We start from the raw sequence: 23,456 nt of genomic DNA on the forward strand, positions 1-23,456 counted from the left end.
TTCACGGCGCGTGAGGATTGTCCCTTTCGCGTACGGGAACCAGGGGGCCTCCGCGGCCGACTACCCAGGAATCACCCGTCACCGCCCGCACGGTGCGAACCGGTGGGAGCTCGTCGCCCGCACGGCGCGATCCGGCGGGGCTCACCGCCCGCGAGCTCTGGGTGAAACCGGCGGGAGCTCACCGCCCGCGAGCCTTGGACGATCCGGCGGGAACTCATCGCCCGCGCCGTCCGACTTCCTTGGGGTCCACGACTTCGCGAGGAGCCCCCGCCGTGCCGCTGCCCGAGCCGATTCCCCTCTACGGACCCGAATACAAGCGGGACCCCTACCCGCTCTACGCGCGCATGCGCGCGGCCGGGCCCATCCACCGGGTGCGCTTCCCCAGCGGTGTCACCGCCTGGCTCGTGACCGGCCACGCCGCCGCCCAGCGGACCCTCGCCGACCCCCGGCTGGGCAAGAACCACGCGCTGGGCAACGACCGCTGGCGCGAGAACGCCTCGATCATGCCCGAGCCGCAGCACTCCCAGCTCCAGGTCCACCTCCTCCACCAGGACGCGCCCAAGCACACCGCGATGCGCCGCCTGATCACCGACGCCTTCGCGCCGCGCCGGGTCGAGGAGCTGCGCCCCCGCTTCCAGGAGATGGCCGACGCGCTCGTCGACGCCATGCCCGCCGACGCGGACTCCGCGGACCTCGTGCGCTGCTTCGCCGCGCGGTTCCCCTTCCAGGTGCTCGCCGAGGTCATCGGCCTGCCGCCGCACCTCGCCGTCCGCTTCCGGCGCGACTGGGGCAAGGTCGTCGCCCCCGTCGGCCCCACCGACCCGGGCCGCCCCGCCTACGAGGCGCTGCTGCGCGAACTCCAGGGCTATATTGCCGAGGTGGTCGCCGACCGGCGCGCCGCGCCCGGCGACGGGCTGCTCTCCCGCCTGGTCACCGCCCGCGACGCGGGCGAGCTGACCGAGGAGGAGCTGGACTCCATGATCTTCCAGCTGCTGGTGGCCGGCCAGGAGCCCGTCACCAACCAGATCACCACCGCCGTCGTCTCGCTCCTTCGAGCGCCCGAGGCACTGGAGCGGCTGCGCGCCGAGCCCGGGCTGCTGCCCGCCGCGGTGGAGGAACTCCTGCGCATCGACAGCGCCTTCGAGCTCACCACCTGGCGCTTCCTCGCCGAGGACGCCGACCTGCACGGCAGGCGCGTCCCCGCCGGCGACTCCGTCATCGTCTCCCTCTGCGCCGCCAACCGCGACCCCGAGCGCTTCCCCGACCCCGACACGCTCGACCTCGACCGGGCACAGGGCTCCCACCTGGCCTTCGGGCACGGCACCCACTTCTGCCCCGGCGCGGCCCTGGCCCGCGCCGAACTCCAGGTCGCCCTCGGCACCTTGCTCACCCGCCTGCCGGGCCTGCGACTCGCCGTCCCCGAAGAGGAACTCCCCTGGATCCCCGCCGTCCTCGGCCGCGGCGTCGGCGAACTGCCCGTCGCCTTCGACCGGCCCGCCTGCCCCCGCCCCCGTGGATGACCGCACCATGTCCTACGCAGCGACCCTGACCCGCACCACCGTCGAAGAACGCGTGCTCGGCCTCCTCCTGCCGTACCATCGCACGGCGGAGGCGACCCCCTCCGAACCCGCCGATCACCCCGAACAGCTGGAACAGATACGGCAGTTCACGTCCGCCGACGAGACCATCGTCTTCACCCTCCCCGGCTTCCCCTGCAAATCGCCCAACCCTGCCAAGGTGCTCGGCCACCTCCCCGACGAGGGCGAGCGGCTCTCCCTGCGCTTCCTCGACGGGCTGTGCGCCCGCGTCGGCGAGATATACGAGCCCGGGGCCCGTATCGTCATCTGCTCCGACGGGCATATCTTCGGCGACCTCATCCGGGTCCCCGACCACCACATCGACGCCTACGGGGACGAACTGCGCGCCCTGATCGACCGCGAACGGCTGGGCCACCTCGAGACCTTCGACATGCGCGACGTGCACGGCGACCTCGACCACGACACCAAGCGGGAGCTGGTCACCGCCGCCTACGCCCCCTCACTCGACGCCCTGCGCGCGCAGGTCCGCGCCGGTGACGAGGAGACCCTGCGGCTCTACCGCGGCATCACCCGCTTCCTCTTCGAGGACACGGCGGACTTCACCGGCACGAACTCCGCGCTCCAGCGCGAGTGCAAGCGGCGGGCGTACGGCGTCATCGCACGGAGCCGCGCGTGGGGCGACCTCATCGCCGACTGCCACCCGCGGTCGGTACGGCTGTCCATCCACCCACAGCGGGCGGGCTCGGAGAAGTTCGGCATCCGGCTGCTGGACGCGGCGGACGCGTGGGCCACGCCGTGGCATGGCGCTGTGCTCCGGGGGGCGGGGGGAGAGGCTCGTTTGATGCGTCGCGCGGACGCGGAGCGGGTGGGCCGGCTGGTGTCGTCGGGCGGGCGGCCGAGCCATTTCGAAGCGGTGGCTTGAGCGGGGCTTTGGGTACGGGGTGTGTGGGGCGGGCCTGCCTCCTCCCCGGCCGCGTCTGATGTGCGGCTCCGCCGCGGGGATCTCCGGGAGCGGGCAGGGCCCGCACCCGCCCGACCAGCGAGAAGCCCCGTCCCCACGCCTCGCGATGAGGGCGCGGACGGGGCACGAGCCGTGACCGGTTTACGGTTGCTTCCTGCTCTTCTCCCCGACGCAGTCGAGACAGACCCATCCCGTACGGACCACGAGCCGTGTCCGCTCCTTCGGATGCTTGCCGCACCACTCGGAGGGTCCGGACCGGTCGGGCAGATCGCGCTTGATCAGCATTCCGATCAGGAACCGGTTGCTCGGCGGCTCGTCCGGGACGGGCTCGTCAGTCATCGTCGCCGTCGCCCTCCTCCGGCTGTGGGGTCGGGGTCACGATCTCTTCCTCGAATACGTCGTACCCGTTGACCTCGTTCTCTCCACCCATGGTGCGGCTCCAGTCTGTCGGGTGGTGGATGGAGCCGGCAGTCGGCGACAGCGGCGGGGAGACGGTCGGTGCGGCCGCGTAGGCGGGGCTGAGTGGGCGTGGCATCAGCATGGCGGCCTCTCGTGGTGTGTCTCCACGGTGTACGGGCCGACCTGGAAGATCCGTCGGGCCCGTGTCCGTTCCTCGGGGGCCTCGGCGGGCGGGTGGCTGGGTGTGCGATGGTCGGTTCGTGCTGGGGTGTCCGGTGTGGGCTGCGCCTGCTTATGCTCTGTCATGGCTGCCTGCTCGTCCTTCTCGGGTGGTCCACGCCCCCGGGCCGGTCGGACGGTCGCGGGGGTACGTGCGTCAGGCCAGCAAACCCTGAGAGGCGGGAGCGAGACAGGGACGCAACGTCCTAGTTTCGCGGGCTTAGTTGGCGACGCCCAGGAACTCGGCGAGCTTCCGCAGGCCGGGCGGGCGGTACGAGCCTGCCCACAGGTCGCTGACGATCGCCACGGCGAGCGTGTGGTGCCGCACCCAGGCCGGGGCGATCTGCCGAAGCTTCTCAAGTGCCTGCACGGCGCCCTCGGCGTCGCCCAGGTCCGTGTGTGCTCGGGCGACGTCCAGCAGGAGCCACGTGCGCCAGGAAGGGGGAGTATCGGCGCTGAGGCGCATTCCCTTGGCCAGTGCCAGCGCTTCTTCGGGCCGTGCGTGCTGGACGGCGAGGCGGACGCGCTCGATCCGTACGGATGAGCGGCTGAACACCGACACCATCTTTCCGTCGGCGGGAGGAGGGAGCGTGGCCAGTTTGTGGGTGGCGTTCTCCGCTGTGTTCATCATGTCGTTCGCTGTCGCGTAGTCGCCGGCGCGGGCGGCGGATGTGGCGGCGGACATGATGAGCGCACCCCAGACCCTCAACCCCTCGGCGTTCTTCCCATGCTCCTTCTCGACCGAATCGGCGGCGTACACGGCAAGGCGCTCGGCGTCGTCGAGCCGGTTCTGCCGCTGGTAGTTCCAGGCCACGCTGTTGCTGATCATCGGTGCGAGCAACGGGTCCGAGGAGTCCGAGGCGGCGCTCATGGCGCGCTCAAGTGCGCTCAGCGCGAGGTCGGTCTTCCCCAGGCGGATGGCGAGGTGCCCGGCCAATTGCAGCGCCTTGCCCAATGCGGCCTGCGCCGCCGCGCGTTCGTCCACGTTCCCCACAGCGGCAGCGAAGCGCGCGTCGGAGATGATGCCGGGCAGCATCTCCATGAGCCGACCGAAATCGGCGTCGTGGTAAAGGGTCCAGCTGTCGGAGATCTCGCGTCTCAGAAGAGGCGCGGTCAGTCGCTCGGCGCCGTTCGGCTCCGGAGGCGGGGCGAACAGCGGGGGCATGATCGCGCGACGCAGAGCAACCAACTGAGGAGGGTCGGCGTCTCCGGTGGACGGGACTCCGGGCGGGTCTCCGAGGAGGGTTGTCAGTTCGACGCCCAGTCCCCGGGACAGCGCGTGCAGGGTCGGCAGGCGTGCGCTGTGCTTCCGCTTCTGCTCAAGCTTGCGGACCACGTCCACGGACACGCCGGACCGCTCCGCCAGCCCCTCTTGCGTGAGGTCGGCAAGCTTGCGGAGCCTGCCCAAACGGTCGCCCAGGTGTTCCGTCACCATGGCCCCACGCTACCGCTCCCGGGCGCGACGAAAGCGGGGCGAAGCGAGATCGCCTCAGGCGACAACTACCGCCCAGCCCCCCGATGATCGAAAGCGATCAGCGGATCCCCCGTCAGCGGATGATCCACCACCGCCGCCCGCACCCCGAAGACCTCCGCCAGCAGCCCCGGCGTCAGGACGTCGCGCGGTGGACCCGACGCCACCAGCGCCCCTTCGTGCAGTACGTGCAAGCGGTCGCACAGCGACGCCGCCGCATTGAGGTCGTGCAAGGAGAGAAGCGTCGTACGGCGCTGCGCGCGCAGCAACGCCAGGAGTTCCACCTGGTGCTGGACATCGAGGTGGTTGGTCGGCTCGTCCAGGACGAGTACCCGGGGGTCCTGCGCGAGCGCCCTTGCCAGCAGCACCCGTTGGCGTTCGCCTCCGGAGAGGGCCGAGAAGCGGCGGGTGCCGGCGCCCGCCATGCCGACCTGTTCCAGGGCCGCCGCGACCAGGTCCGCGTCCGTGCGGTCCTCGGCCGCGAACGCCCGCTTGTAGGGGGTGCGGCCCATGGCCACGACCGCGCGGACCGACAGTTCGAAGTCGCTGCCGCGCTCCTGCGGCAGGGCGGCCACCAGGCGGGCCGACTCCGCCGTCGTCAGGGAGCGGACGTCCGTACCGCCGAGCAGGACGCGTCCGGCGTGCGGGCGCAGATAGCGGTAGACGGTGCGCAGGAGGGTCGACTTCCCGCTGCCGTTCGGGCCGATCAGTCCCGCGATCTCGCCGTCCTCCGCGAGCAGGTCCACGCCGGAGACCACCGTCCGCCCGGACAGGGCCACTTCGAGTCCTTCGATGGCGACACGCACGCCGCTACCCCCGCTCCAGCCGTCGGTCCAGCAGATACAGCAGCGTCGGCGCGCCGATCAGCGCGGTGACCACGCCCACCGGCAGCTCCTGGTCCGGCAGGGCCGTACGGGCCAGGAGGTCGACGACCACCAGGAGCACGGCGCCGAACAGCGCCGCCACCGGCAGCAGCCGGCGGTGCGCGCCGCCCACCACCATCCGGCAGACGTGCGGCACCATCAGGCCCACGAAGCCGATGGCCCCGGACACCGACACCAGCACGCCGGTGAGCACGCTGGTGACCACGAACAGCTCGCGCCGCAGCCGGACCACGTCCACGCCCAGCCCGGCCGCCGTCTCGTCGCCCATCAGCATCGCGTCGAGGGCCCGGGCGCGGGCCACCAGGGCCACCAGGCCGAGCAGCACCGCGACCACGGGCAGCGCGAGCGTGGACCACTGGGCGCCGCCCAGCGAACCCATCAGCCAGAACAGCACCCCGTGCGTCTGCTGGTCGTCCCCGGCCTGGAGCACCAGATAGTGGGTGAAGCCCGACAGGAACTGCCCGATGCCCACCCCCGACAGCACCAGGCGCAGCGGCGAGAACCCGCCGCCCCGGCGGGCCATGGCCCACACCAGGGCGAAGGACGCCAGCGCCCCGGCGAAGGCCGCCGAGGACAGGCCGAGCCCGAGCAGCCCGCCCGCACCCGCGCCCAGCACGATCGCCGCGACCGCGCCCAGTGACGCGCCGCTGGAGATGCCGAGCAGATAGGGGTCCGCGAGCGGATTGCGGACCAGTGCCTGGACGGCCGTGCCGACCAGGCCCAGGCCCGCGCCCACCACGGCCGCGAGCAGTGCGCGCGGCACGCGCAGCTGCCACACGATGAGGTCCTGGGTGCCCGGCACCGGGTCCGCGCCGCGGATGCCGCGCGCCACCGAGGACCACACCTCGCCGAGCGGGACGTCCGTCGAGCCCAGGCACACGGAGGCGGTCAGCGCGGCCACCAGGGCGACGCCCAGCACGGCGCCGACCCACCCGGCCCGCGCGCCCGGCTCACGCTCCCGCTCCGCCTTCGCGGCCGTGGCGAGCGCGGCCACCTACTTCACCAGGTCCGGGTGGAGCGTGTGCGCGATCTCGCGCACGGTGTCGGCGCTGCGCACCCCGCCGATCGTGGTCCGCTCGGAGCCGATGCGTACGAAGTGGCCCTCCTTGACGGCGGTGAGGTCCTTGGTCGCGGGGAAGGTGCGCAGGAAGTCGGCGGCCTCGTCGAACGCCTTCTTGTTGGCCTCCTCGCTGCCGCGGTTGCGCACGCCGAGCTGGATCCAGTCGGGGTTCTTGGCGACGACGTCCTCCCAGCCCACCGGCTTGAAGTCGCCGTCGCAGCCGGCGAAGACGTTCCGGCCGCCGGCCTGGGTGATCACCGCGTTGGCGACCTGCCGGTTGCACACCGCCATGGGCTGCTTGGTGCCGGCGTCGTAGTCGAAGAAGAAATACGTCGGCCGCTTCGCCTCGGGCACGTCCTTGAGCGCGTCGCGGACGGTGTCCGTCTTCTTGCGCATCTGGCCGACCAGTTCGTCGGCGCGCGCGGAGGTGCCGGTGACCTTGCCCATCTCCAGGACGTCGGCCTCCACGCCGGAGAGGTCCGTGCGCGGCGCCTTGCTCATCGACGCGCAGGCCGACGACTTCAGGAAGACGTGCTTGATGCCCGCCGCCTCGAACTCCTTGGCCGTCGGGGCGTCGCCCATCTTCCCCATGTTCTTCATGGAGGAGAACGAGTCGACGTACAGATCGGCGCCCGAGGCCAGCAGCTTCTCCTTGGGGATGCCCATCTTCCCCAGCACGGGGACCTTCGCCGCCTGGTCCGCGAACTGCTCGGGCAGCGCGCCCTTGCCGGGCGGGAAGCCCGTACCGGCCAGCTTGTCGCCCGCGCCCAGCCACATCAGCAGCTCCAGGCTCGCCGCGTTGCTGGTGACGATCTTCTTCGGCGCGGAGTCGAACGTCGTCCTCGCCCCCATGCAGTCGGAGACGGTCACCGGGAAGCCCGCGCGTGCCGAGGACTCGGCCCCCGCGTCGTCGGACTTCTTCGCACCGCCACTGCCGCAAGCCGTCGCCGACAGGGCCACAGCGGCCAGCACACCGCACCACACACGAGGGCGCATCAGAAAACACTCCAGAACTCGACATCCGCGCGGACCCGTCCGCGCGGGTCCGGACAGGTAGTCGGACCGTCGGCCCACCCGGTTCCCGCGCGTCGCGAGGAATCACGACGTACGCTGCCCGAGCCGAGTCGACGAGCGAAGGAGACCGCCGTGGCGGACCAGCTCAAGGAGATGCCCACCGACTGGCGGCGCGCCCTGGCCGTCGTCGCCCACCCCGACGACCTGGAATACGGTGCCTCCGCGGCCGTCGCGACCTGGCTCGACGACGGCCGCGAGTGCGTGTACGTGCTGGCCAGCGCCGGGGAGGCGGGCATCGACACGCTCGCCCCGGCCGAGGCAGGGCCGCTGCGGGAGACGGAACAGCGCGCCTCCGCCGCGGTGGTCGGCGTGCGGACCGTGGAGTTCCTGGGGCACCGCGACGGTGTCATCGAGTACGGGCCCCGGCTGCGCCGCGACTTCGCGGCGGCCATCCGCCGCCACCGGCCCGAACTCGTCCTGACCCTCAACCACCACGACACGTGGGGCGGCGTCTACTGGAACACCCCCGACCACCGGGCGGTCGGCCGGGCGGTGCTGGACGCCGTCGGTGACGCGGGCAACCGCTGGATCTTCCCCGAGCTCACCGACGACGGCCTGCTGCCCTGGGACGGCGTCCGCTATGTGGCCGTCGCGGGCTCCCCGCACCCCACCCACGCCGTCGACGCGAGCACGGGCCTCGACCGGGCCGTGGCGTCCCTGCTCTGTCACCGCACCTATATCGAGGCGCTGACGAAGGACGACCCGGAGACGTACTGCCGGAAGTTCCTGGAAGGCAACATGAAGGCGGTGGCGGAGCGCTTCGGAGGACGGCCGGGGGTGGCCTTCGAGCTGTTCAGCCGCTAGAGCCGTTCAGTCGCCGGGCGCGTTCGCTGTGCTCCGCGGGGACACCGCGTGCGGGTGCCTCCTCGGCGGGGTGCCGGGCAGCGCGGCAGGCCCCGCTACCCGGCGCCGAGCAGGAACTCCGCGTGTCCGCGGGGCCGGTACGCCCCGCCGCCGGCCCGTTGTCGGCCCGGCAGGCGGACAATCCGGGCTTGCCTCCAGGAGCCGCGCCGGGATCTCAGCCGCAGCCCACCGGCACCCGCTCCATCACCAGCACGGCCGCGTCGTCCTGCAACTTCCCGCCCGTGTGCGCGTCGAGATCCGCGCGCAGCCGCTCCAGCAGCTCGGAGGTCGACAGCGTGGCCCACGCGTCCAGCCGTTCGGCCAGGGGGTAGAAACCGCCGTCCGGCGCGCGGGCCTCGGTGACGCCGTCGGTGCAGGCCAGCACCCGGCCACCGGCGGGCAGCTCGACCCGTTGCGTGGTGCGCGGCGCCGTGGACAGGTCGCCCAGGCCCAGCGGCAGCCCCGGGTCCGGTGTCTCCAGCTCCCGCACCCCGCCCTCCGGACCGATGAGGAACGGCGCCACGTGACCGCAGTCGACGAACACCACGGGCACCGCCCCGGCCTCCGGCGCGGCCGCCTCCTCGGTCCCGAACACCAGCGCCGTCACGAACTCCTCCGACGCGCGCAGCGCCACGTCCTCCGCGCCCGTGGACCTCGCCTCGTACGCCGCCGACCGGTGGTAGCGGTAGAGCCCCTGCTCCATCGCCTCCACCCCGCTCTCCAGGTCGCGCCGGTGGTAGGCGGCCTCCCGGAACGCCGTCAGCACCGCGGCCCCCGCGCCGAGGGTGCCCAGGCCCTTGCCCCGTACGTCGCCGATCAGCACCCGGGCGCCGTACGGCGTGTCGACGACCTCGTAGAGGTCGCCGCCGACCAGTGCCTCCCGCTGGGACGACACATAGAAGCCGTCCACGACCACGCTGTGCGTGCGCAGCGGCAGGGGCCGCAACAGCGCCCGCTGCGCGGCCTCCCCGGTGGCCCGCACCCGCTCCAGCAGGTCCTCGCCGTCGCGCCGGAGCCGGGCCACCGCGATGCTCGCGCCCACCATCAGGGCGTTGCCCACGAAGGACCCGACGCGGTTGACCGCCACGTCGCTGTTGAGCACGCCGTGGTGGGCCACCATCAGGCAGAAGTCCAGGACGCCGACGAAGACCGTCTGCTGATACGTGCACACCGCGGCCGCCGTCATCGGCGCGAGCGCCGCGAAGACGTCCAGCCGGAGATTGGACGGGGTCGTCAGATCGACGGCCACGATGACCAGGAGATAGACGAGGACGAGCGCGAAAGGCCTGCTGCGCGACGACACCGTGGCGGGACCTCCACGCCGGAAATGGGCTGCATAGGGTATTTCGCCAGCTCCAGCCTTCCACGGCCGCCGCGCCTCGGCCACCCGGTGCGATCTTGACCCCGGGTTGCCTCAGAGTTTGCGGTACGTCCGCGCGTCGTCGGTCGCCGCGAGCACCGTCGCCAGGTCACCACCGGCGGACGCCGTCACCACGGCGGTGACCGCGCCCTCCACGAAGGGGGCGTCCGCGATGCGTACGCCGTCGGCGCCCAGCGAGCCGTCGGCCAGCAGTGCCTTGACCGTGAGCACCGCGCTGCCCATGTCGCACAGCACCACCACACCCGCGCCCTCGTCCACCCCCGTGACCGCCGCCCGGACCAGCTCCGCGCTGGTGCCGACCGAGCCGTCCGGCAGCCCGCCCGCCCCGGCGACCGGCGCGGGGGAGGGCGTGCCGGTCAGGGCGCGGGCGAGCGCGGCCGTGGCGGCGGCCACATCACGGCTGTGCGAGACCAGCACCACGCCGACCCGGCCCGGTGCGCGCCCGGGCTCCGGCGCGGGCGCCTGGCTCGCCTCGACGGGCGCCGCGCACAGCTCCGGGTCGGTGGCCTCGTACAGCGCTGTCATCAGCAGCGCCGACGAGGTGGCGCCCGGGTCCTGGTGGCCGATGCTGCGGTCGCCCAGATAGCTGGCCCGGCCGCGCCGCGCCCGCATCGGGATGGTCGCCTCCGCGCCCGCGCGGGCCGCCCGCGCCGCCGCGTCCAGCGCCGCCGTCACGCCGCCGTCCGCCAGGGCCTCGGTGTACGCGTCCGCGGCCGGCTGCAACGCGTCGACCATCGTCTTGTCGCCGGGCGCCGCGTCACCGAGGCGCCGCACGCTCGCCACGGCCGCGGCCAGCGCCCGCCCCAGCGTCGCCGGTTCGACCACGGCGTCGTCGCCGAGGATCTTGCCCATCCGGCGCAGGACCGTCCCGTACAGGGGGCCGGAGGCGCCGCCCACGGTGTTGGTGAGGTGCACGCCCACGGTGGTGAGCAGGGCGCCCGGCGTGGCGGGCGCCTCGGCGGCCAGGGCGTCGGCGGCGGAGGTGAAGCCGCGCTTGAGGTTGGCGCCGTGGTCGGCGTCGCCGATGGCGGCGTCGAGGTCGGTCAGATACGCGGCCTCCGCGACGAGGACGCGCGTGGCGCGGTGGAGGAACCGGTGGAAGAAGGCGAGGTCGAGCGGGGCGGTCATGGTGCGGTGCTCCTCGTCGCTGCGGCTTGGGGTCCGGGTCGGCTCAGCGTAATGCGCACGCCCCCCGGGACCGCGGGCAGCCGGGCCCGGCCCTCACGCGCCGGGAGGCGTCACCCCCACCCGCAGTCCGTCGGCCCCGATGACGTCCGAGGTGACCAGCGCCTGTTCCGCGTGGACGTCCGTCATGAAGACGAAGGGCGGGATCACCGGCGGCACGGGAAGCCCGTCGGGGGAGAAGGTCACGCACAGCAGGCCCTCCAGGCACCCGCTGAACTTCGTGAGATAGAGCGTCACATCGCCGCTCAGGTCCAGCGTGCGTGCCCCGAGGGACAGCTCCGCGCCGCCGTCCCGCGTGGTCATCCGGTAGTCCTTCAGCGAGGCGGAGCCCATCTTGAGGACCAGCACCTTCAACGGCCCCTTGGCCGTGGGCACCTGGGTGACCCCGCCGAACGCGAAGCCGCGCGGTGCGAAGAGCGACGTGCGCACGGCCGGCGGGACCGCCGCGGCCGGGATGCCGGAGGCGCCGCGCGGCGCCGCCTCCGCGTGGTCCGCCGCCGGGGCACCGACCGCCGCCGCCAGCACGAACGGCAGGGCGACCGACAGCGTCCGGGACGGCCCCGGCCCGGCCTCCCGGCGCTCGGCCGGGGTCCAGCCGAAGCCCATGGCGCTGCCCGCGACCCCCAGCAGCATGCCGACCAGGAAGCCGCCCAGGTTGGTCGCGGCGAAGGAGAGGACGGACAGGATCAGGGCGTTGATGCTCACGTAGTGCCGCGCCGACGGCGCGCACCACAGGAACACCCCGGCGACGATCAGCGCCAGTCCGATCCCGAGCGCGGCCAGCCCGCCCAGTCCCAGGCTGACCAGCACGGGCACCGGTGACAGCGGCACGACCAGCAGCTCCGCCCCGCCGAGCACGAGCAGCAGCCCGGCCCAGAAGGGCCGGGTGCGCCGCCATGCCCAAAAGGCCCGCCGCCGCTCCGGGAAGGGCAGCCGCCGCTCCACCGCCGTGGTGAACCGGCCGCTCAGAAGCACTTCTTGCCGTCCAGGCTCACGTTCAGCCGCAGCCCCGGCAGCCGGAAGTTGCCGCCGGTCGCGGACCAGGCGTGCGAGCGCACCCCGGCCACCGTGATGTCCCCGGCCTGGAGCCCGAACCGGCCCGCCTCGCCCTTGACGTCCGGCACCGCGTCGAGCGTGGAGGCGTCCCGGCCGATCTGAGCGGTGCCGAAGGTGGCGTCGCCGACGAGGTCCTCGCCGTCGATGACCAGCTTGCTCGCGCTCACCTCGCCCGCGCCGCCGCCCGCGGTGAGCTTGAAGACCACGTTCCCCAGCGGGGTGGGCACGGACGCGGACTGGCAGATGTCGCTCAGCCGCGCGTCGCCGATGCCCAGCAGCGACACCGGGTGGCCCTTGCCGTCCACGGAGCGGTCGGTCTGGACGAACGAGGAGAGCCCCTTGCTCGTCAGTTTCCCGGACTGCACCTGGAAGTTGGTGCCGGATACCGCGAAGGACGCGGCCAGCGCGCCCTGTGCCATCGCCGTCGCCATCGCGGCCACGGCGGCGAGGGCGGGGACGGCCACCACGGCCGTCTTCCTCCAGCCGGTTCTGCCCTCCGGCAGGCGTCGGTCGGTTCCGCTCACTGCGCCCTCCCGTAAGGAAGTGAGGAGTGTGGCTTCTGCCATACTGCGGACGTCCGGTGACGGGAGACTAGGGCCGAATTTGAATAATAGTCAACAGGCTGGGACCGACCGCTCCCAGGCAAGACGCTCCGAACTCATCGCGATCGGCCGGAAGTTGTTCGCCGACACGTCCTACGACGCGCTCTCGATGGACGACATCGCGCGGCACGCGGGTGTCGCCAAGGGCCTGATCTACTACTACTTCAAGAACAAGCGGGGCTACTACCTCGCCATCATCGAGGACTCCGTCGCCGAGCTCGCCCAGCGCGCGGCCGCCACCCACGACCTGCCCCCGGCCGACCGCGTCAGCCACACCATCGACGGATACCTCCGCTACGCGCAGCACCACCAGGCCGCCTACCGGGCGGTCGTCACCGGCGGCGTCGGCTTCGACGAGGAGGTCCTGGCCCTGCGCGACGGCGTCCGCGAGCGGCTGCTGGCCGCGATCGCCGAAGGCGCCTGGGGGCGCCGGGACCTCCCCGTCATCGCCCGCACCGCGCTGATCGGCTGGTTCTCCAGCGTCGAGGGCGTCACCCTGGACTGGCTGCGCACCGAGGAGCTCCCGCGCGAGACGGTGCGCTCGCTGCTCGTACGCGGCCTGGGCGACACCCTCCGTGCGATCGAGGACTTCGAGCCGACGTGCCCGGCGCCGCTGCGGAAGGAGCTGTGAGGCGAAGGAGGCTTCCCCGTTGGGGGAGTTGCTGACATAGTGCGTGCCCCTGCCGACAGCCCGCCCCGGAAAGGGCTTCCGCATGCGACGCGTCCTCGCCGTCCTCCTGCCGGTCCTTCTCACGGCCGCCGCCCTCGGCGCCGCCCCGGCCGGGGCCACGGCCCCGCCGAACCCGGTGATCTTCGTGCACGGCCGCAACGCGGGGCCCGGCGTATGGGACGGCATGCGCGCCGGCTTCGTCCGGGCCGGGTATCCCGCGGACCGGCTCGACGCCTGGTCGTACGACACCAGCAGATCGGCCAACGAGGTGCTGGCCGGTCAACTGGCCGCTCACGTCGACGCCGTGCTGGCCCGCACCGGGGCGTCGAAGGCGGACATCGTCGCCCACAGCCTGGGCAGCCTGCCCTCCCGCTGGTACGTCGAGTCCGCCGTGGGCGGCGCCAGGATCGCGCACTGGGTGTCGCTGGCCGGCCCGAACCACGGCACCGCCCTGGCGTACCTGTGCGCGCTCTGGGACCAGGGGTGCCGGGACATGACCCCCGGGTCGTACGTCCTCTCCCACCTCAACGCGGGCTCCGAGACGCCCGGGCCGTCGCGCTACGCCACGTGGTGGTCGTCGTGCGACGAGCAGATCGCCCCGGTCTCCAGCACCGCGCTGGCGGGTGCCGTGAACACGCGAACGGCCGGCTGCCTGAAGCACAACGACCTGCTGACGGACACCACGGTCGCGAGCCAGGTACGGGCCTTCCTCGCGGGGTGACGGACGCCGCCCGCAGGGCGCCTGGCACCATGGCGCGCATGACCGCATATGTGATCTCTGAGGCCGAAGTGCTGGACGAAGAGTAGAGCCCGGCCGGTCCCGCGGGCCGCGGGACCGGCCCGGCGTCAGGTCAGTTGATCGCCTTGATCAGCTCACCGTCCGCCGTGTCACCGCTCAGCTCCCAGAAGAACGTCCCGCCCAGACCCCGCTGGTCCTTGTAGGCCATCTTCCCGGCGATCGTGGCGGGGGTGTCGTAGCTCCACCAGTCACTGCCGCACGTGGCGTAGGCGGTCCCGGCCACGGTGCCCGTGGCCGGGCACTTGGACTTGAGGACCTTGTAGTCGTCGATGCCCTGCTCGTACGTGCCCGCGGCGGGCCCCGTCGCGCTGCCGCCCGGCGCCGCCTGCGTCACGCCCGTCCAGCCGCGGCCGTAGAAGCCGATGCCCAGCAGGAGCTTCGACGGCGGCACGCCCATGGAGAGGAGTTTGCTGATCGCGCTGTCGGTGTCGAACCCGGCCTTGGGGATGGCGTTGTACGTGGTCAGCGGGGAGTGCGGGGCCGTCGGACCCTTGGCGTCCCAGGCGCCGAAGAAGTCGTAGGTCATGGGGTTGTACCAGTCGACGTAGCGGGCCGCGCCCGCGTAGTCGGCGGCCTCCAGCTTGCCGCCCGCCGAGCCGTCCGCCGTGATCGCCGCGGTGACCAGGTTGTTGCCGCCGAACCGCGTCCGCAGCGCCGCCATCACGTCGCGGAAGGCGTCCCGGCCGCTGGTGTCGCAGGTCAGGCCGCAGGCGCCCGGGTACTCCCAGTCGATGTCGATGCCGTCGAAGACATCGGCCCAGCGCGGGTCCTTGACGAGGTTGTAACAGGAGTCGGCGAACGCGGCCGGGTTCTTCGCGGCCTCGCCGAAGCCGCCCGACCAGGTCCAGCCGCCGAAGGACCAGATGACCTTGAGGTTCGGGTGGAGCTTCTTGAGCTTGCGCAGCTGGTTGAAGTTGCCGCGCAGGGCGCCGTTGTCCCAGGTGTCGGCCTGGCCGTCGACGCTGCCCGCCGCGTCGTAGGCGCGGTCGTAGTCGGCGTAGGAGTCGCCGACCGCGCACTTGCCGCCGGTGACGTTGCCGAAGGCGTAGTTGATGTGGGTGAGCTTGGCCGCGGAGCCGGAGGTCTCGATGTTCTTCACGTGGTAATTGCGGCCGTAGACGCCCCAGTCGGTGAAGTAGCCGACGACCCGGTGCCCGGCGGAGGCGTCGCCGGTGCCGGTGCCGCCGCTGTCCGCGGCGGCCGCGCCCGCCGTGCCGGTGAGCAGCGTGGACGCGAGCATCGCTCCGGCGGCGGCGAAGGCCGCGAGCAGCGTCCGGGCGCGGCGGCGGGGGGCGTTCTGGTGCGGTCCGTACATGGTTCTCCTCGGTGGGTGGGGAGAGCTGGGGGTGACGCACACGCGTTTCGTTGCGTTGGCATGAACGCGGGTGAACGGTGCGCAAACCGTAGAAGGACTAGACCAGTACGGTCAATGGTTTGGACCAATCCTGTCCTGACGCTCCCACCGGATTTGTCAACCCGTGACGTCCAGCCGCCGATCGGGCATACTCCAACCCGCCACAGCCGCAGGTCACCCGGTGCCGCGACCCGGCGGGGGACCATGGGCTGGGCATCACGGACGGCGGGAAACACACCCTTGCGCTCCCGTCGCCGCAGCGCCCGACAGGGAGGAGAGCGCCGCCATGACCGACCACGGCCCGCAGCCGGTGGAGCGTCAACTGCCCACCGAGGAGGCCCGCGACCTGATCGCGCTCGTACGTGATCTGGTGCAGCGGGAGATCGAGCCCCACGCGGCCGAGGAGGAGGATGCCGGACGCTTCCCGCGCGAGGTCTTCCGCCTGCTCTCCAGCTCCGGACTGCTCGCGTTGCCCTACGCCGAGGAGTTCGGCGGCGGCGACCAGCCGTACGAGGTCTACCTCCAGGTCCTGGAGGAACTCGCCGCCGCCCGCCTCACCGTGGGCCTCGGCGTCAGCGTGCACACCCTCGCCTGCCACGCGCTCGCCGGCTACGGCAGCAAGGAGCAGCAGGCCGAGCACCTGCCCGCGATGCTCGGCGGCGGACTGCTCGGCGCCTACTGCCTCTCCGAGCCGTCGGCGGGATCCGACGCCGCGTCACTGCGCACCCGCGCCAAGCGCGACGGCGACACCTGGACGCTGGAGGGCACCAAGGCGTGGATCACCCACGGCGGCATCGCGGACTTCTACACCGTCCTGGCCCGCACGGGCGGTGAGGGCGCCCATGGCATCACCGCGTTCCTCGTGCCGGGGGACGCGCCCGGCCTGTCGGCGGCGGTGCCCGAGCGGAAGATGGGCATGAAGGGCTCGCCCACCGCGCAGGTCCACTTCGACGGCGTACGCGTCCCCGACGCGCGGCGCATCGGCGAGGAGGGGCAGGGCTTCGCGATCGCGCTGTCCGCCCTCGACTCCGGCCGGCTCGGCATCGCCGCCTGTGCCGTCGGGATCGCCCAGGCGGCGCTGGACGAGGCGCTGTCCTTCCTCGCCGAGCGGCAGCAGTTCGGCCGCCCCCTGGTGGACTTCCAGGGCCTGCGCTTCATGCTCGCCGACATGGCCACCCAGATCGAGGCGGGCCGTGCCCTCTACCTCGCCGCGGCGCGCCTGCGCGACGCGGGCCTGCCCTTCTCCAAGCAGGCGGCCATGGCCAAGCTCTTCTGCACCGACGCCGCGATGCGCGTGACCACCGACGCCGTGCAGCTCCTCGGCGGCTATGGCTACACCGCGGACTTCCCCGCGGAGCGCTACATGCGGGAGGCGAAGATGCTCCAGATCGTGGAGGGCACCAACCAGATCCAGCGGCTGGTCATCGCCCGCCACCTGGCGGGACCCGAGTCCCGCTGAGCCGCTCGGTTCACTTCCGTACGGGGAGGGGCGGGCGGCTCCCGACCCGTACGTGTGACGAGGGCACGGACGGTGTACGCCCGGGGCGGTGCGGCGGGACGATGGCGGTATGAACGCGGTCGTCGCACCGGAGCGGAGGGCGCCCGGGAGAGGCGCCCCCGGGCGTCACCGGGACCGGCGCCGCATGTCCGGGACGCGCACCGGGCGCGAGCCCGGGCCGCCGATGTGCGAGAAGGGCTGGGTGCGCCAGTCCAGGCTCTCCGGCAGCGTCAGCATCAGGGCCGCGTCGAACTCCTGGGTGCCCTGCGACTCGTCGGCGGGCGCGGCGCTCCCCACGCCGCGGCCGGAGCCCGGGCAGACCGTGAGCCCGAAGGGGTTCCACGGCGACGGGCACAGGGCATGCTCGGGGAGCACGTCCTCGTCCGCGAGCAGGGCGATCGGGCGCGCGCAGTCCGGGCACGTCACCCGGAACATGGCGGGAATCTCATATGTCTCGTACGGGCTGCTGCTGCCGTCACCCTCATTGAGGCGTTCCAGGCTGGGCATAGTCGTTCTCCCCCTCGGCTCGGCCGGCCAGGCACCTCGGCCTCGGCCACAGCAAGCACTTCCCGCGACGCGAGTCGGATAATCGCGGCACCCGGCAGGACACGGGCGCATAGGTGTGTTGTTCGTCACATGCTCTGCGCGGGCGGACGGGCCGCCGACTGTGCCGGGTCGGCTTTCACCCAGTAGGTTGATCCGCGTGGAGGAGCTGGACAGAGAAATCGTGGAACTGCTCGTCAAGGACGGGCGGATGAGCTACACCGACCTGGGAAAGGCCACGGGCCTGTCGACCTCGGCGGTGCACCAGCGTGTGCGCCGGCTCGAACAGCGCGGTGTCATCCGCGGCTACGCGGCCGTGGTGGACCCCGAAGCCGTCGGCCTGCCGCTGACCGCGTTCATCTCGGTGAAGCCGTTCGACCCCAGCGCCCCGGACGACATCGCCGACCGGCTCGCCGAGATCCCCGAGATCGAGGCGTGCCACAGCGTGGCGGGCGAGGAGAACTACATCCTCAAGGTGCGCGTGGCCACCCCGCTGGAACTGGAGCACCTGCTGGCGCGCATCCGCTCCCTGGCGGGGGTGTCGACCCGGACCACGATCGTGCTGTCGACGCCGTACGAAGCGCGGCCGCCCAGGGTGGGCTGACGCCCGCTCGCCCAGGCCGCCGGAGGCGGCGCCCCGGTGGGTGACAGACTTACCCCCATGAGCGACCGACCCGGCACGACCGGCAAGAACACCCGCACCGTGCTGCTGCGCCGCGGCACGGTGCACAGCCCCGCCGACCCCTTCGCCACCGCCATGGTCGTGGAGCGGGGGAGCGTCGCCTGGGTCGGTTCCGAAGGGGCCGCCGACTCCTTCGCCGACGGGGTGGACGAGGTCGTCGACCTCGAAGGCGCGCTGGTCACCCCGGCGTTCACCGACGCACATGTGCACACCACCTCGACCGGCCTCACGCTCGCCGGCCTCGACCTCACCGGGACCCGCACCCTGGCCGAGGCGCTGGAGAAGGTGCGCGCCCACGCGGCCGCCCGGCCCGCCGACCGGGTGCTCCTCGGCCATGGCTGGGACGCCAGTGTCTGGCCCGAGCGCCGCCCGCCGTCCCGCTGCGAGCTGGACGAGGCCACCGGCGGCCGCCCGCTCTACCTCACCCGGGTCGACGTGCACTCCGCCGTCGTCACCACGGCCCTCCTCGACCTGGTCCCCGAGCTGCGCGGACCCCAGGCGGACGCCCCGCTGACCGGCGACGCCCACCACGCCGCGCGCGCCGTCGCGCACGGCAGCGTCACCGCCGCCCAGCGCGCCGAGGCCCAGGCCGCGACCCTCGACCGCGCCGCCGCCCTCGGCATCGGCACCCTGCACGAGTGCGGCGGCCCGCTGATCTCCGGCGAGGACGACTTCACCGGCCTGCTGGCCCTCGCCGCCGAGCGCCCCGGCCCGCGCGTCGTCGGCTACTGGGCCGAGGCCCTCACCGCCGCGGGCGGAGCCGGTCGCATTCGCGAACTCGGCGCGCACGGCGCGGCCGGTGACCTCTTCGTCGACGGCTCCCTCGGCTCGCACACCGCCTGCCTGCACCAGCCGTACGCCGACGGCCCGCACGCCACCCACACCGGCACCGCCCACCTCGACGCCGCCACCGTCACCGCGCATGTCATCGCCTGCACCGAGGCCGGCGTCCAGGCCGGCTTCCACGCCATCGGCGACGCCGCCCTGACCACCGTCGTCGCGGGCGTGCGCGCCGCCGCCGACAAGCTCGGCCTCGCCGCCGTCCGCGCCGCCCGGCACCGCGTCGAGCACGCCGAGATGCTCACCCCCGAACACATCGCCGCCTTCGCCGAATTCGCCCTCACCGCCTCCGTGCAGCCGGCCTTCGACGCCGCCTGGGGCGGCGACGACGCGATGTACGCGCAGCGCCTGGGCGCCGAGCGGGCCCGCACCCTCAACCCCTACGCCGCCCTGCTGCGCGCCGGCGTCCCGCTCGCCCTCGGCTCCGACAGCCCGGTCACCCCGCTCGACCCGTGGGGCACCGTCCGCGCGGCCGCCTTCCACCGCACCCCCGAGCACCGGATCTCCGTCCGCGCCGCCTTCACCGCGCACACCCGCGGCGGCTGGCGGGCCGTCGGCCGCGACGACGCCGGCGTCCTGGTGCCGGGCGCGCCCGCCGACTACGCGGTGTGGGAGGCCGGGGACCTCGTCGTCCAGGTGCCGGACGAGCGGGTCGCCAGCTGGTCCACCGACCCCCGCTCCGGCACCCCCGGACTGCCCGACCTCACCCCCGGGATCCCCCTCCCCACCTGTCTGCGCACCGTCGTCGGCGGCCACACCGTGCACGCGGCTCCCGGGCGTCCGAACGAGTGATGAGGGCGGCGCGGCGTACCGCCGAACGACGTGCCGTCGGCCTGTCGCCGCATGTGATCACTCGCCGTACTGACCTGCTGATTTGAGACGTTCACGCAGGTCGGAGGGGTGTTGACACGGTGTGGGCGGCGGCGGGTAGGTTCGGCGGAGTCCACCACGGACGTCCGGCCGGTGAATCTCCACACAGTCGTCGAACGCCGCTGGGCCATGGGGTGGTGCGCCGGACCGGCACACCGCCACTGGCAGCCAGGTTCCAGCGCTCGGGGGCGGGGGGCGGTTCCGCCGCCCGGCAGGTGCGACCCGGGTGGGGCCCGGACGTTCAGTAGACAACGGTCTCGGCCGACCCGCAGCCAGCGGTTCCCGGGCCGGCCCGAAGGACGCCGGGCCCCCATTCGCCGCTCGCGCGCGCAGCGCGTTTTCCCCAGCCCAGCATCCGGGGTGCGCCCCGCGCGGGGTACCGTCGGCACATCACCGCTCAGCTCGCAGGAAGGCGAGACCGTGCCCCCGGGTCCCGAAACCACCGCCGATGGCGAGAGCCGCGCCGCCGACCTCACCGAACCGGTGCCCGCCCCGCGGGCGGAGGCGGAATCCGCCCCCGCCGCGCCGCGCCCCGGCCGGCTCACCCGCCTGGGCCGCCTCGCCCGCCGTGAGGCGCCGCGCACCGGCCTCGCCGTGCTAGGCGGGATCGCGCTCGCGGTGGCCTTCCCGCCGTACGACCTGTGGCCGCTGTCGCTCGTGGCCGTCGCCGCGCTGGCCCTGCTGACCCGTGGCCGCACCGCCCGCCAGGGCGCCTGGACGGGCTTCGCCTTCGCCTGGCCCTTCTTCTTCGTCCTGCTGCGCTGGCTGCGGGTCGTCGGCTATGACGCGGTGGTCGGGCTCTCCTTCGTCGAGGCGCTGTTCGTCGCCGTGCTCGGTGCCTGCCTGGCGCGCGTCTCCCGGCTGCCCGCGTGGCCGCTGTGGGGGGCGTGCCTGTGGGTCGCGGAGGAGCTGGCCCGCGACCGGCTGCCGTTCGGCGGCTTCCCCTGGGGGCGCCTCGCCTTCGCCAACACCGCCTCGCCGTTCACCCCGCTCGCCGCCCTCGGCGGCGCCCCGCTGGTGACCTTCGCCGTGGCCCTCACGGCCGGCCTCCTCGCGTACGGGACCGTCACCGCCTGGCGGCTGCGCCGCGGTGCGCGTACGGTCCGCGCGGCCCTGCCGGGCGTCGGGGCCGTCGCGCTCGCCGCGGCGATCGGCGTCTGCGGGTATGCCGTGCCGGTTCCCACGGGCGCCGCCGACACCGTGAAGGTCGCCCTGGTCCAGGGCAATGTGCAGCAGCCCGGCATCGACTTCCTCGGCCGCCCGATGGTGATCCTCGACAACCACGTCGACGCCACCCTCCAGCTGGCCCGTGAGATCAAGGAGGGGCGGCGGGAGAAGCCGGATCTGGTGATCTGGCCGGAGAACTCCTCCGACCTCGACCCCTTCCAGTACCCGCAGGCGTACGACCGCATCGACGAGGCCGTCAAGGCCGTCGGCGTCCCGGTCCTCGTCGGGGCCCTGGTCGACCACCCGGGCAGCAGTGGCTATATCGACAACAAGGGCATCGTCTGGGACCCGGGAACGGGCCCCGGCGCCTCCTACGCCAAGCAGCACCCCGTGCCCTTCGGGGAGTACGTGCCGTTCCGCGCGGAGCTCAGCAAGGTCATCACCCGCCTCCAGCGCGTCCAGCGCGACTTCTACCCCGGCGACCACACCGGGGTGATGCAGATCGGCCCGGCCCGGCTCGGCGACGTGATCTGCTTCGAGGTCGCGTACGACGAGATCGTCCGCGACACGGTCAAGGCCGGTGCCCGCGCCCTCGTCGTGCAGACCAACAACGCCACCTACGGCCGCACCGGCCAGCCCGAGCAGCAGCTGGCCATGTCCCGGCTGCGGGCCGTCGAGCACGGCCGCGCGGTGGTCACCGCGGCCACCAGCGGCATCAGCGCCGTGGTCGCCCCCGACGGCAAGGTGCTCCAGCGCAGCGAGGAATTCACCCGGGATGTCATCAGTGCCCGGATTCCCCTGCGGGACGGCACCACCGTCGCGGACCGCGTGGGTGCGGCGCCCGAATGGGCGCTCGCTATGGTGGGCGTTCTCTCCTGTGCGGCCGCGCTCCTGATCGGCCGACGGGGACGTACGGACGAGCTTCGAAAGAAGGACCAGCAGTGAACGACGGTGGGCAGCGGAAGTACGGTCCGCTCGGCACGGCCTTGGTGATCATTCCGACCTACAACGAGGCGGAGAACATCAAGTCCATCGTCGGCCGGGTGCGGGCCGCGGTGCCGCAGGCGCACGTCCTCGTCGCCGACGACAACAGCCCCGACGGCACCGGCAAGCTGGCCGACGAGCTCGCGGCCGACGACGACCAGGTCAAGGTCCTGCACCGGCAGGGCAAGGAGGGCCTCGGCGCCGCCTATCTCGCGGGCTTCCGCTGGGGCCTGGACAACGGCTACGGCGTCCTGGTGGAGATGGACGCCGACGGCTCCCACCAGCCCGAGGAACTGCCCCGGCTGCTCACCGCCCTCAAGAGCTCCGACCTGGTGCTCGGCTCCCGCTGGGTGCCCGGCGGGCGGGTCGTGAACTGGCCGAAGTCCCGTGAGTTCCTCTCCCGCGGCGGCTCCACCTACTCCCGGCTGCTGCTGGACGTGCCGCTGCGCGACGTCACCGGCGGCTTCCGCGCCTTCCGCCGGGAGACCCTGGAGGGCCTGGGCATGGAGGAGGTCGCCTCGCAGGGCTACTGCTTCCAGGTCGACCTGGCCTGGCGTGCCGTCAAGGCCGGCTTCCACGTGGTGGAGGTCCCCATCACCTTCGTCGAGCGGGAGCTCGGCGACAGCAAGATGAGCCGCGACATCGTCGCGGAGGCGCTGTGGCGGGTCACCTCCTGGGGCGTCGGCTCCCGGGTCGGCAAGGTCCTGGGCCGGCGCTGACCCCGGCCCGCCCCGTACGGCGGGCACCCAGGCACACTTGAGGCATGACGTTCGGAGCACAGCAGACCCCCGAAGGCCGACCGCCGCGCAGGAGCCGCGCCCGCAAGCTCATCCCGCTGGGGGTGGCGGTGTGGGCCGTGCTGGAGATCTGGCTGCTGACACTGGTGGCCGGGGCCGCCGGTGGCCTCACGGTCTTCGCCCTGCTGGCCGGTGGCGTGGTCGTCGGTTCGTATGTGATCAAGCGGGCCGGTCGCCGGGCCTGGCAGCGGCTGACGGTGACCCTCCAGCCCGGGGGAGCGGCCGGGGGCCCCGCGCCCGGGAGCGAGGGCAACGGCCTCACGATGCTCGGCGGGCTGCTGATCATCCTGCCGGGGCTCCTGTCGGACGTGGCGGGGCTGCTGTGCCTCTTCCCGCCCACGCGGGCGCTCCTGCGCAAGCGCTTCGAGAAGCGGCTGGCGCGGCCGGCGGCGCCGGGGAGCTTCGGGGACGCCTTCCAGCAGGCGCGCATGCATGTGCCCGACGGCAAGGTCGTCCAGGGCGAGGTCATCCGGGAGGACGAGCCGCCGCGCGCCCCGCGCGAGGGCGGGCCGCAACTGCCGCGCTGAGCCCTCGGGGCTCCGCACCGGCGGAGCCCCGCCTCTCACCCGCTGAGGCCGC

At 73.1% G+C, this 23,456-nt stretch carries 23 protein-coding genes and 1 pseudogene; 11 read left to right on the top strand and 13 right to left on the bottom strand.

Annotation, left to right across the window (positions count from 1 at the left end; genetic code table 11):
- Positions 1-272 precede the first annotated feature (272 nt).
- Both ACH427_RS22620 and ACH427_RS22625 read left to right on the top strand, forming a co-directional pair.
- Complete coding sequence (locus ACH427_RS22620) at positions 273-1,520, top strand: cytochrome P450 (RefSeq protein ID WP_398871823.1); 1,248 nt, start codon at positions 273-275, stop codon at positions 1,518-1,520.
- A gap of 7 nt (positions 1,521-1,527) precedes the next feature.
- A complete protein-coding gene (locus ACH427_RS22625; RefSeq protein WP_398871825.1) occupies positions 1,528-2,460 on the top strand; it encodes an L-tyrosine/L-tryptophan isonitrile synthase family protein in 933 nt (310 codons plus the stop codon).
- Between the two features lie 180 nt (positions 2,461-2,640).
- On the opposite strand, the gene ACH427_RS22630 is transcribed toward ACH427_RS22625, so the two are convergent.
- From ACH427_RS22630 to ACH427_RS22655, 6 genes are all read right to left on the bottom strand, one after another.
- Complete coding sequence (locus ACH427_RS22630) at positions 2,641-2,838, bottom strand: hypothetical protein (RefSeq protein WP_398871827.1); 198 nt, start codon at positions 2,836-2,838, stop codon at positions 2,641-2,643.
- A complete protein-coding gene (locus ACH427_RS22635) occupies positions 2,831-3,034 on the bottom strand; it encodes a hypothetical protein (RefSeq protein WP_398871829.1) in 204 nt (67 codons plus the stop codon). The genes ACH427_RS22630 and ACH427_RS22635 overlap by 8 nt, the downstream gene beginning before the upstream one ends.
- Positions 3,035-3,337: 303 nt before the next feature.
- A complete protein-coding gene (locus tag ACH427_RS22640; RefSeq protein ID WP_398871831.1) occupies positions 3,338-4,552 on the bottom strand; it encodes a helix-turn-helix domain-containing protein in 1,215 nt (404 codons plus the stop codon).
- Positions 4,553-4,617: 65 nt separating this feature from the next.
- Positions 4,618-5,394: an ABC transporter ATP-binding protein gene (locus ACH427_RS22645; RefSeq protein WP_398871833.1), complete on the bottom strand. Its 777-nt coding sequence runs from the start codon at positions 5,392-5,394 to the stop codon at positions 4,618-4,620.
- A gap of 4 nt (positions 5,395-5,398) precedes the next feature.
- On the bottom strand, positions 5,399-6,466 hold the full coding sequence (locus ACH427_RS22650) for a FecCD family ABC transporter permease (protein WP_398871835.1): 1,068 nt from the start codon (positions 6,464-6,466) through the stop codon (positions 5,399-5,401).
- Entirely contained in the window at positions 6,467-7,528 is a 1,062-nt protein-coding gene (locus tag ACH427_RS22655; RefSeq protein WP_398871837.1) for an ABC transporter substrate-binding protein, read from the bottom strand. It lies immediately after the preceding gene.
- 171 nt (positions 7,529-7,699) lie between these two features.
- Here ACH427_RS22655 and ACH427_RS22660 point away from each other — a divergent pair, with 171 nt between their 5' ends.
- Positions 7,700-8,410, top strand: a complete 711-nt coding sequence (locus ACH427_RS22660; protein ID WP_398872043.1) for a PIG-L deacetylase family protein — start codon at positions 7,700-7,702, stop codon at positions 8,408-8,410.
- A 214-nt stretch (positions 8,411-8,624) separates the two neighbouring features.
- On the opposite strand, the gene ACH427_RS22665 is transcribed toward ACH427_RS22660, so the two are convergent.
- From ACH427_RS22665 to ACH427_RS22685, 5 genes and pseudogenes are all read right to left on the bottom strand, one after another.
- Positions 8,625-9,752, bottom strand: coding sequence for a PP2C family protein-serine/threonine phosphatase (locus ACH427_RS22665; RefSeq protein ID WP_398871839.1), 1,128 nt, complete (start codon positions 9,750-9,752; stop codon positions 8,625-8,627).
- Positions 9,753-9,863: 111 nt separating this feature from the next.
- Positions 9,864-10,355 carry a PTS-dependent dihydroxyacetone kinase phosphotransferase subunit DhaM gene (locus tag ACH427_RS22670; protein WP_398872045.1) on the bottom strand — a complete coding sequence of 164 codons (492 nt, stop codon included), beginning with the start codon at positions 10,353-10,355 and terminating at the stop codon, positions 9,864-9,866.
- Positions 10,335-10,958, bottom strand: a pseudogene (gene dhaL, locus ACH427_RS22675) (dihydroxyacetone kinase subunit DhaL); the annotation flags it as partial. The gene ACH427_RS22670 and the pseudogene dhaL, both read right to left, overlap by 21 nt.
- Positions 10,959-11,051: 93 nt before the next feature.
- Complete coding sequence (locus ACH427_RS22680; RefSeq protein ID WP_398871841.1) at positions 11,052-11,990, bottom strand: DUF6114 domain-containing protein; 939 nt, start codon at positions 11,988-11,990, stop codon at positions 11,052-11,054.
- Positions 11,981-12,595, bottom strand: coding sequence for a DUF6230 family protein (locus ACH427_RS22685; RefSeq protein ID WP_398871843.1), 615 nt, complete (start codon positions 12,593-12,595; stop codon positions 11,981-11,983). Before ACH427_RS22685 ends, ACH427_RS22680 begins: the two co-directional genes overlap by 10 nt.
- Before the next feature lie 79 nt (positions 12,596-12,674).
- On the opposite strand from ACH427_RS22685, the gene ACH427_RS22690 reads away from it, so the two are divergent.
- Positions 12,675-13,304 (top strand): TetR/AcrR family transcriptional regulator, encoded by a 630-nt coding sequence (locus tag ACH427_RS22690; RefSeq protein WP_398871845.1) that lies wholly within the window; start codon positions 12,675-12,677, stop codon positions 13,302-13,304.
- A gap of 82 nt (positions 13,305-13,386) precedes the next feature.
- Positions 13,387-14,064 carry an esterase/lipase family protein gene (locus tag ACH427_RS22695; RefSeq protein ID WP_398871847.1) on the top strand — a complete coding sequence of 226 codons (678 nt, stop codon included), beginning with the start codon at positions 13,387-13,389 and terminating at the stop codon, positions 14,062-14,064.
- 130 nt (positions 14,065-14,194) lie between these two features.
- On the opposite strand, the gene ACH427_RS22700 is transcribed toward ACH427_RS22695, so the two are convergent.
- Positions 14,195-15,457, bottom strand: coding sequence for a glycoside hydrolase family 18 protein (locus ACH427_RS22700; protein ID WP_398871849.1), 1,263 nt, complete (start codon positions 15,455-15,457; stop codon positions 14,195-14,197).
- A gap of 325 nt (positions 15,458-15,782) precedes the next feature.
- On the opposite strand from ACH427_RS22700, the gene ACH427_RS22705 reads away from it, so the two are divergent.
- On the top strand, positions 15,783-16,955 hold the full coding sequence (locus tag ACH427_RS22705) for an acyl-CoA dehydrogenase family protein (RefSeq protein ID WP_398871851.1): 1,173 nt from the start codon (positions 15,783-15,785) through the stop codon (positions 16,953-16,955).
- A gap of 165 nt (positions 16,956-17,120) precedes the next feature.
- Here the strand turns inward: ACH427_RS22705 and ACH427_RS22710 are convergent, their stop codons facing one another.
- On the bottom strand, positions 17,121-17,501 hold the full coding sequence (locus ACH427_RS22710) for a hypothetical protein (protein WP_398871853.1): 381 nt from the start codon (positions 17,499-17,501) through the stop codon (positions 17,121-17,123).
- A 196-nt stretch (positions 17,502-17,697) separates the two neighbouring features.
- Here ACH427_RS22710 and ACH427_RS22715 point away from each other — a divergent pair, with 196 nt between their 5' ends.
- The 5 genes from ACH427_RS22715 to fxsA all read left to right on the top strand — a co-directional run bounded on the left by ACH427_RS22715 (position 17,698) and on the right by fxsA (position 23,404).
- Positions 17,698-18,141, top strand: coding sequence for an Lrp/AsnC family transcriptional regulator (locus ACH427_RS22715; protein WP_361530562.1), 444 nt, complete (start codon positions 17,698-17,700; stop codon positions 18,139-18,141).
- A gap of 57 nt (positions 18,142-18,198) precedes the next feature.
- Positions 18,199-19,851 carry an amidohydrolase gene (locus ACH427_RS22720; protein ID WP_398871855.1) on the top strand — a complete coding sequence of 551 codons (1,653 nt, stop codon included), beginning with the start codon at positions 18,199-18,201 and terminating at the stop codon, positions 19,849-19,851.
- A 498-nt stretch (positions 19,852-20,349) separates the two neighbouring features.
- Positions 20,350-22,041, top strand: coding sequence for an apolipoprotein N-acyltransferase (lnt, locus tag ACH427_RS22725; protein WP_398871857.1), 1,692 nt, complete (start codon positions 20,350-20,352; stop codon positions 22,039-22,041).
- Complete coding sequence (locus tag ACH427_RS22730) at positions 22,038-22,799, top strand: polyprenol monophosphomannose synthase (RefSeq protein ID WP_398871859.1); 762 nt, start codon at positions 22,038-22,040, stop codon at positions 22,797-22,799. Before lnt ends, ACH427_RS22730 begins: the two co-directional genes overlap by 4 nt.
- A 44-nt stretch (positions 22,800-22,843) precedes the next feature.
- Complete coding sequence (gene fxsA / locus ACH427_RS22735; RefSeq protein ID WP_398871861.1) at positions 22,844-23,404, top strand: FxsA family membrane protein; 561 nt, start codon at positions 22,844-22,846, stop codon at positions 23,402-23,404.
- Positions 23,405-23,456: the final 52 nt, after the last annotated feature.

This window comes from Streptomyces sp. NPDC020379, from assembly GCF_044387105.1.
In the GTDB taxonomy this organism is placed as follows: domain Bacteria; phylum Actinomycetota; class Actinomycetes; order Streptomycetales; family Streptomycetaceae; genus Streptomyces.

Bases quoted from the DNA above. Each gene is read 5' to 3' on its own strand.
- ACH427_RS22625 (WP_398871825.1), top strand. From the start codon at position 1,528: ATGTCCTACGCAGCGACCCTGACCCGCACCACCGTCGAAGAACGCGTG.
- ACH427_RS22630 (WP_398871827.1), bottom strand. From the start codon at position 2,838: ATGACTGACGAGCCCGTCCCGGACGAGCCGCCGAGCAACCGGTTCCTG.
- ACH427_RS22635 (WP_398871829.1), bottom strand. From the start codon at position 3,034: ATGCCACGCCCACTCAGCCCCGCCTACGCGGCCGCACCGACCGTCTCC.
- ACH427_RS22640 (WP_398871831.1), bottom strand. From the start codon at position 4,552: ATGGTGACGGAACACCTGGGCGACCGTTTGGGCAGGCTCCGCAAGCTT.
- ACH427_RS22655 (WP_398871837.1), bottom strand. From the start codon at position 7,528: ATGCGCCCTCGTGTGTGGTGCGGTGTGCTGGCCGCTGTGGCCCTGTCG.
- ACH427_RS22660 (WP_398872043.1), top strand. From the start codon at position 7,700: ATGCCCACCGACTGGCGGCGCGCCCTGGCCGTCGTCGCCCACCCCGAC.
- ACH427_RS22670 (WP_398872045.1), bottom strand. From the start codon at position 10,355: ATGACAGCGCTGTACGAGGCCACCGACCCGGAGCTGTGCGCGGCGCCC.
- ACH427_RS22695 (WP_398871847.1), top strand. From the start codon at position 13,387: ATGCGACGCGTCCTCGCCGTCCTCCTGCCGGTCCTTCTCACGGCCGCC.
- ACH427_RS22700 (WP_398871849.1), bottom strand. From the start codon at position 15,457: ATGTACGGACCGCACCAGAACGCCCCCCGCCGCCGCGCCCGGACGCTG.
- ACH427_RS22705 (WP_398871851.1), top strand. From the start codon at position 15,783: ATGACCGACCACGGCCCGCAGCCGGTGGAGCGTCAACTGCCCACCGAG.
- ACH427_RS22710 (WP_398871853.1), bottom strand. From the start codon at position 17,501: ATGCCCAGCCTGGAACGCCTCAATGAGGGTGACGGCAGCAGCAGCCCG.
- ACH427_RS22720 (WP_398871855.1), top strand. From the start codon at position 18,199: ATGAGCGACCGACCCGGCACGACCGGCAAGAACACCCGCACCGTGCTG.
- fxsA (WP_398871861.1), top strand. From the start codon at position 22,844: ATGACGTTCGGAGCACAGCAGACCCCCGAAGGCCGACCGCCGCGCAGG.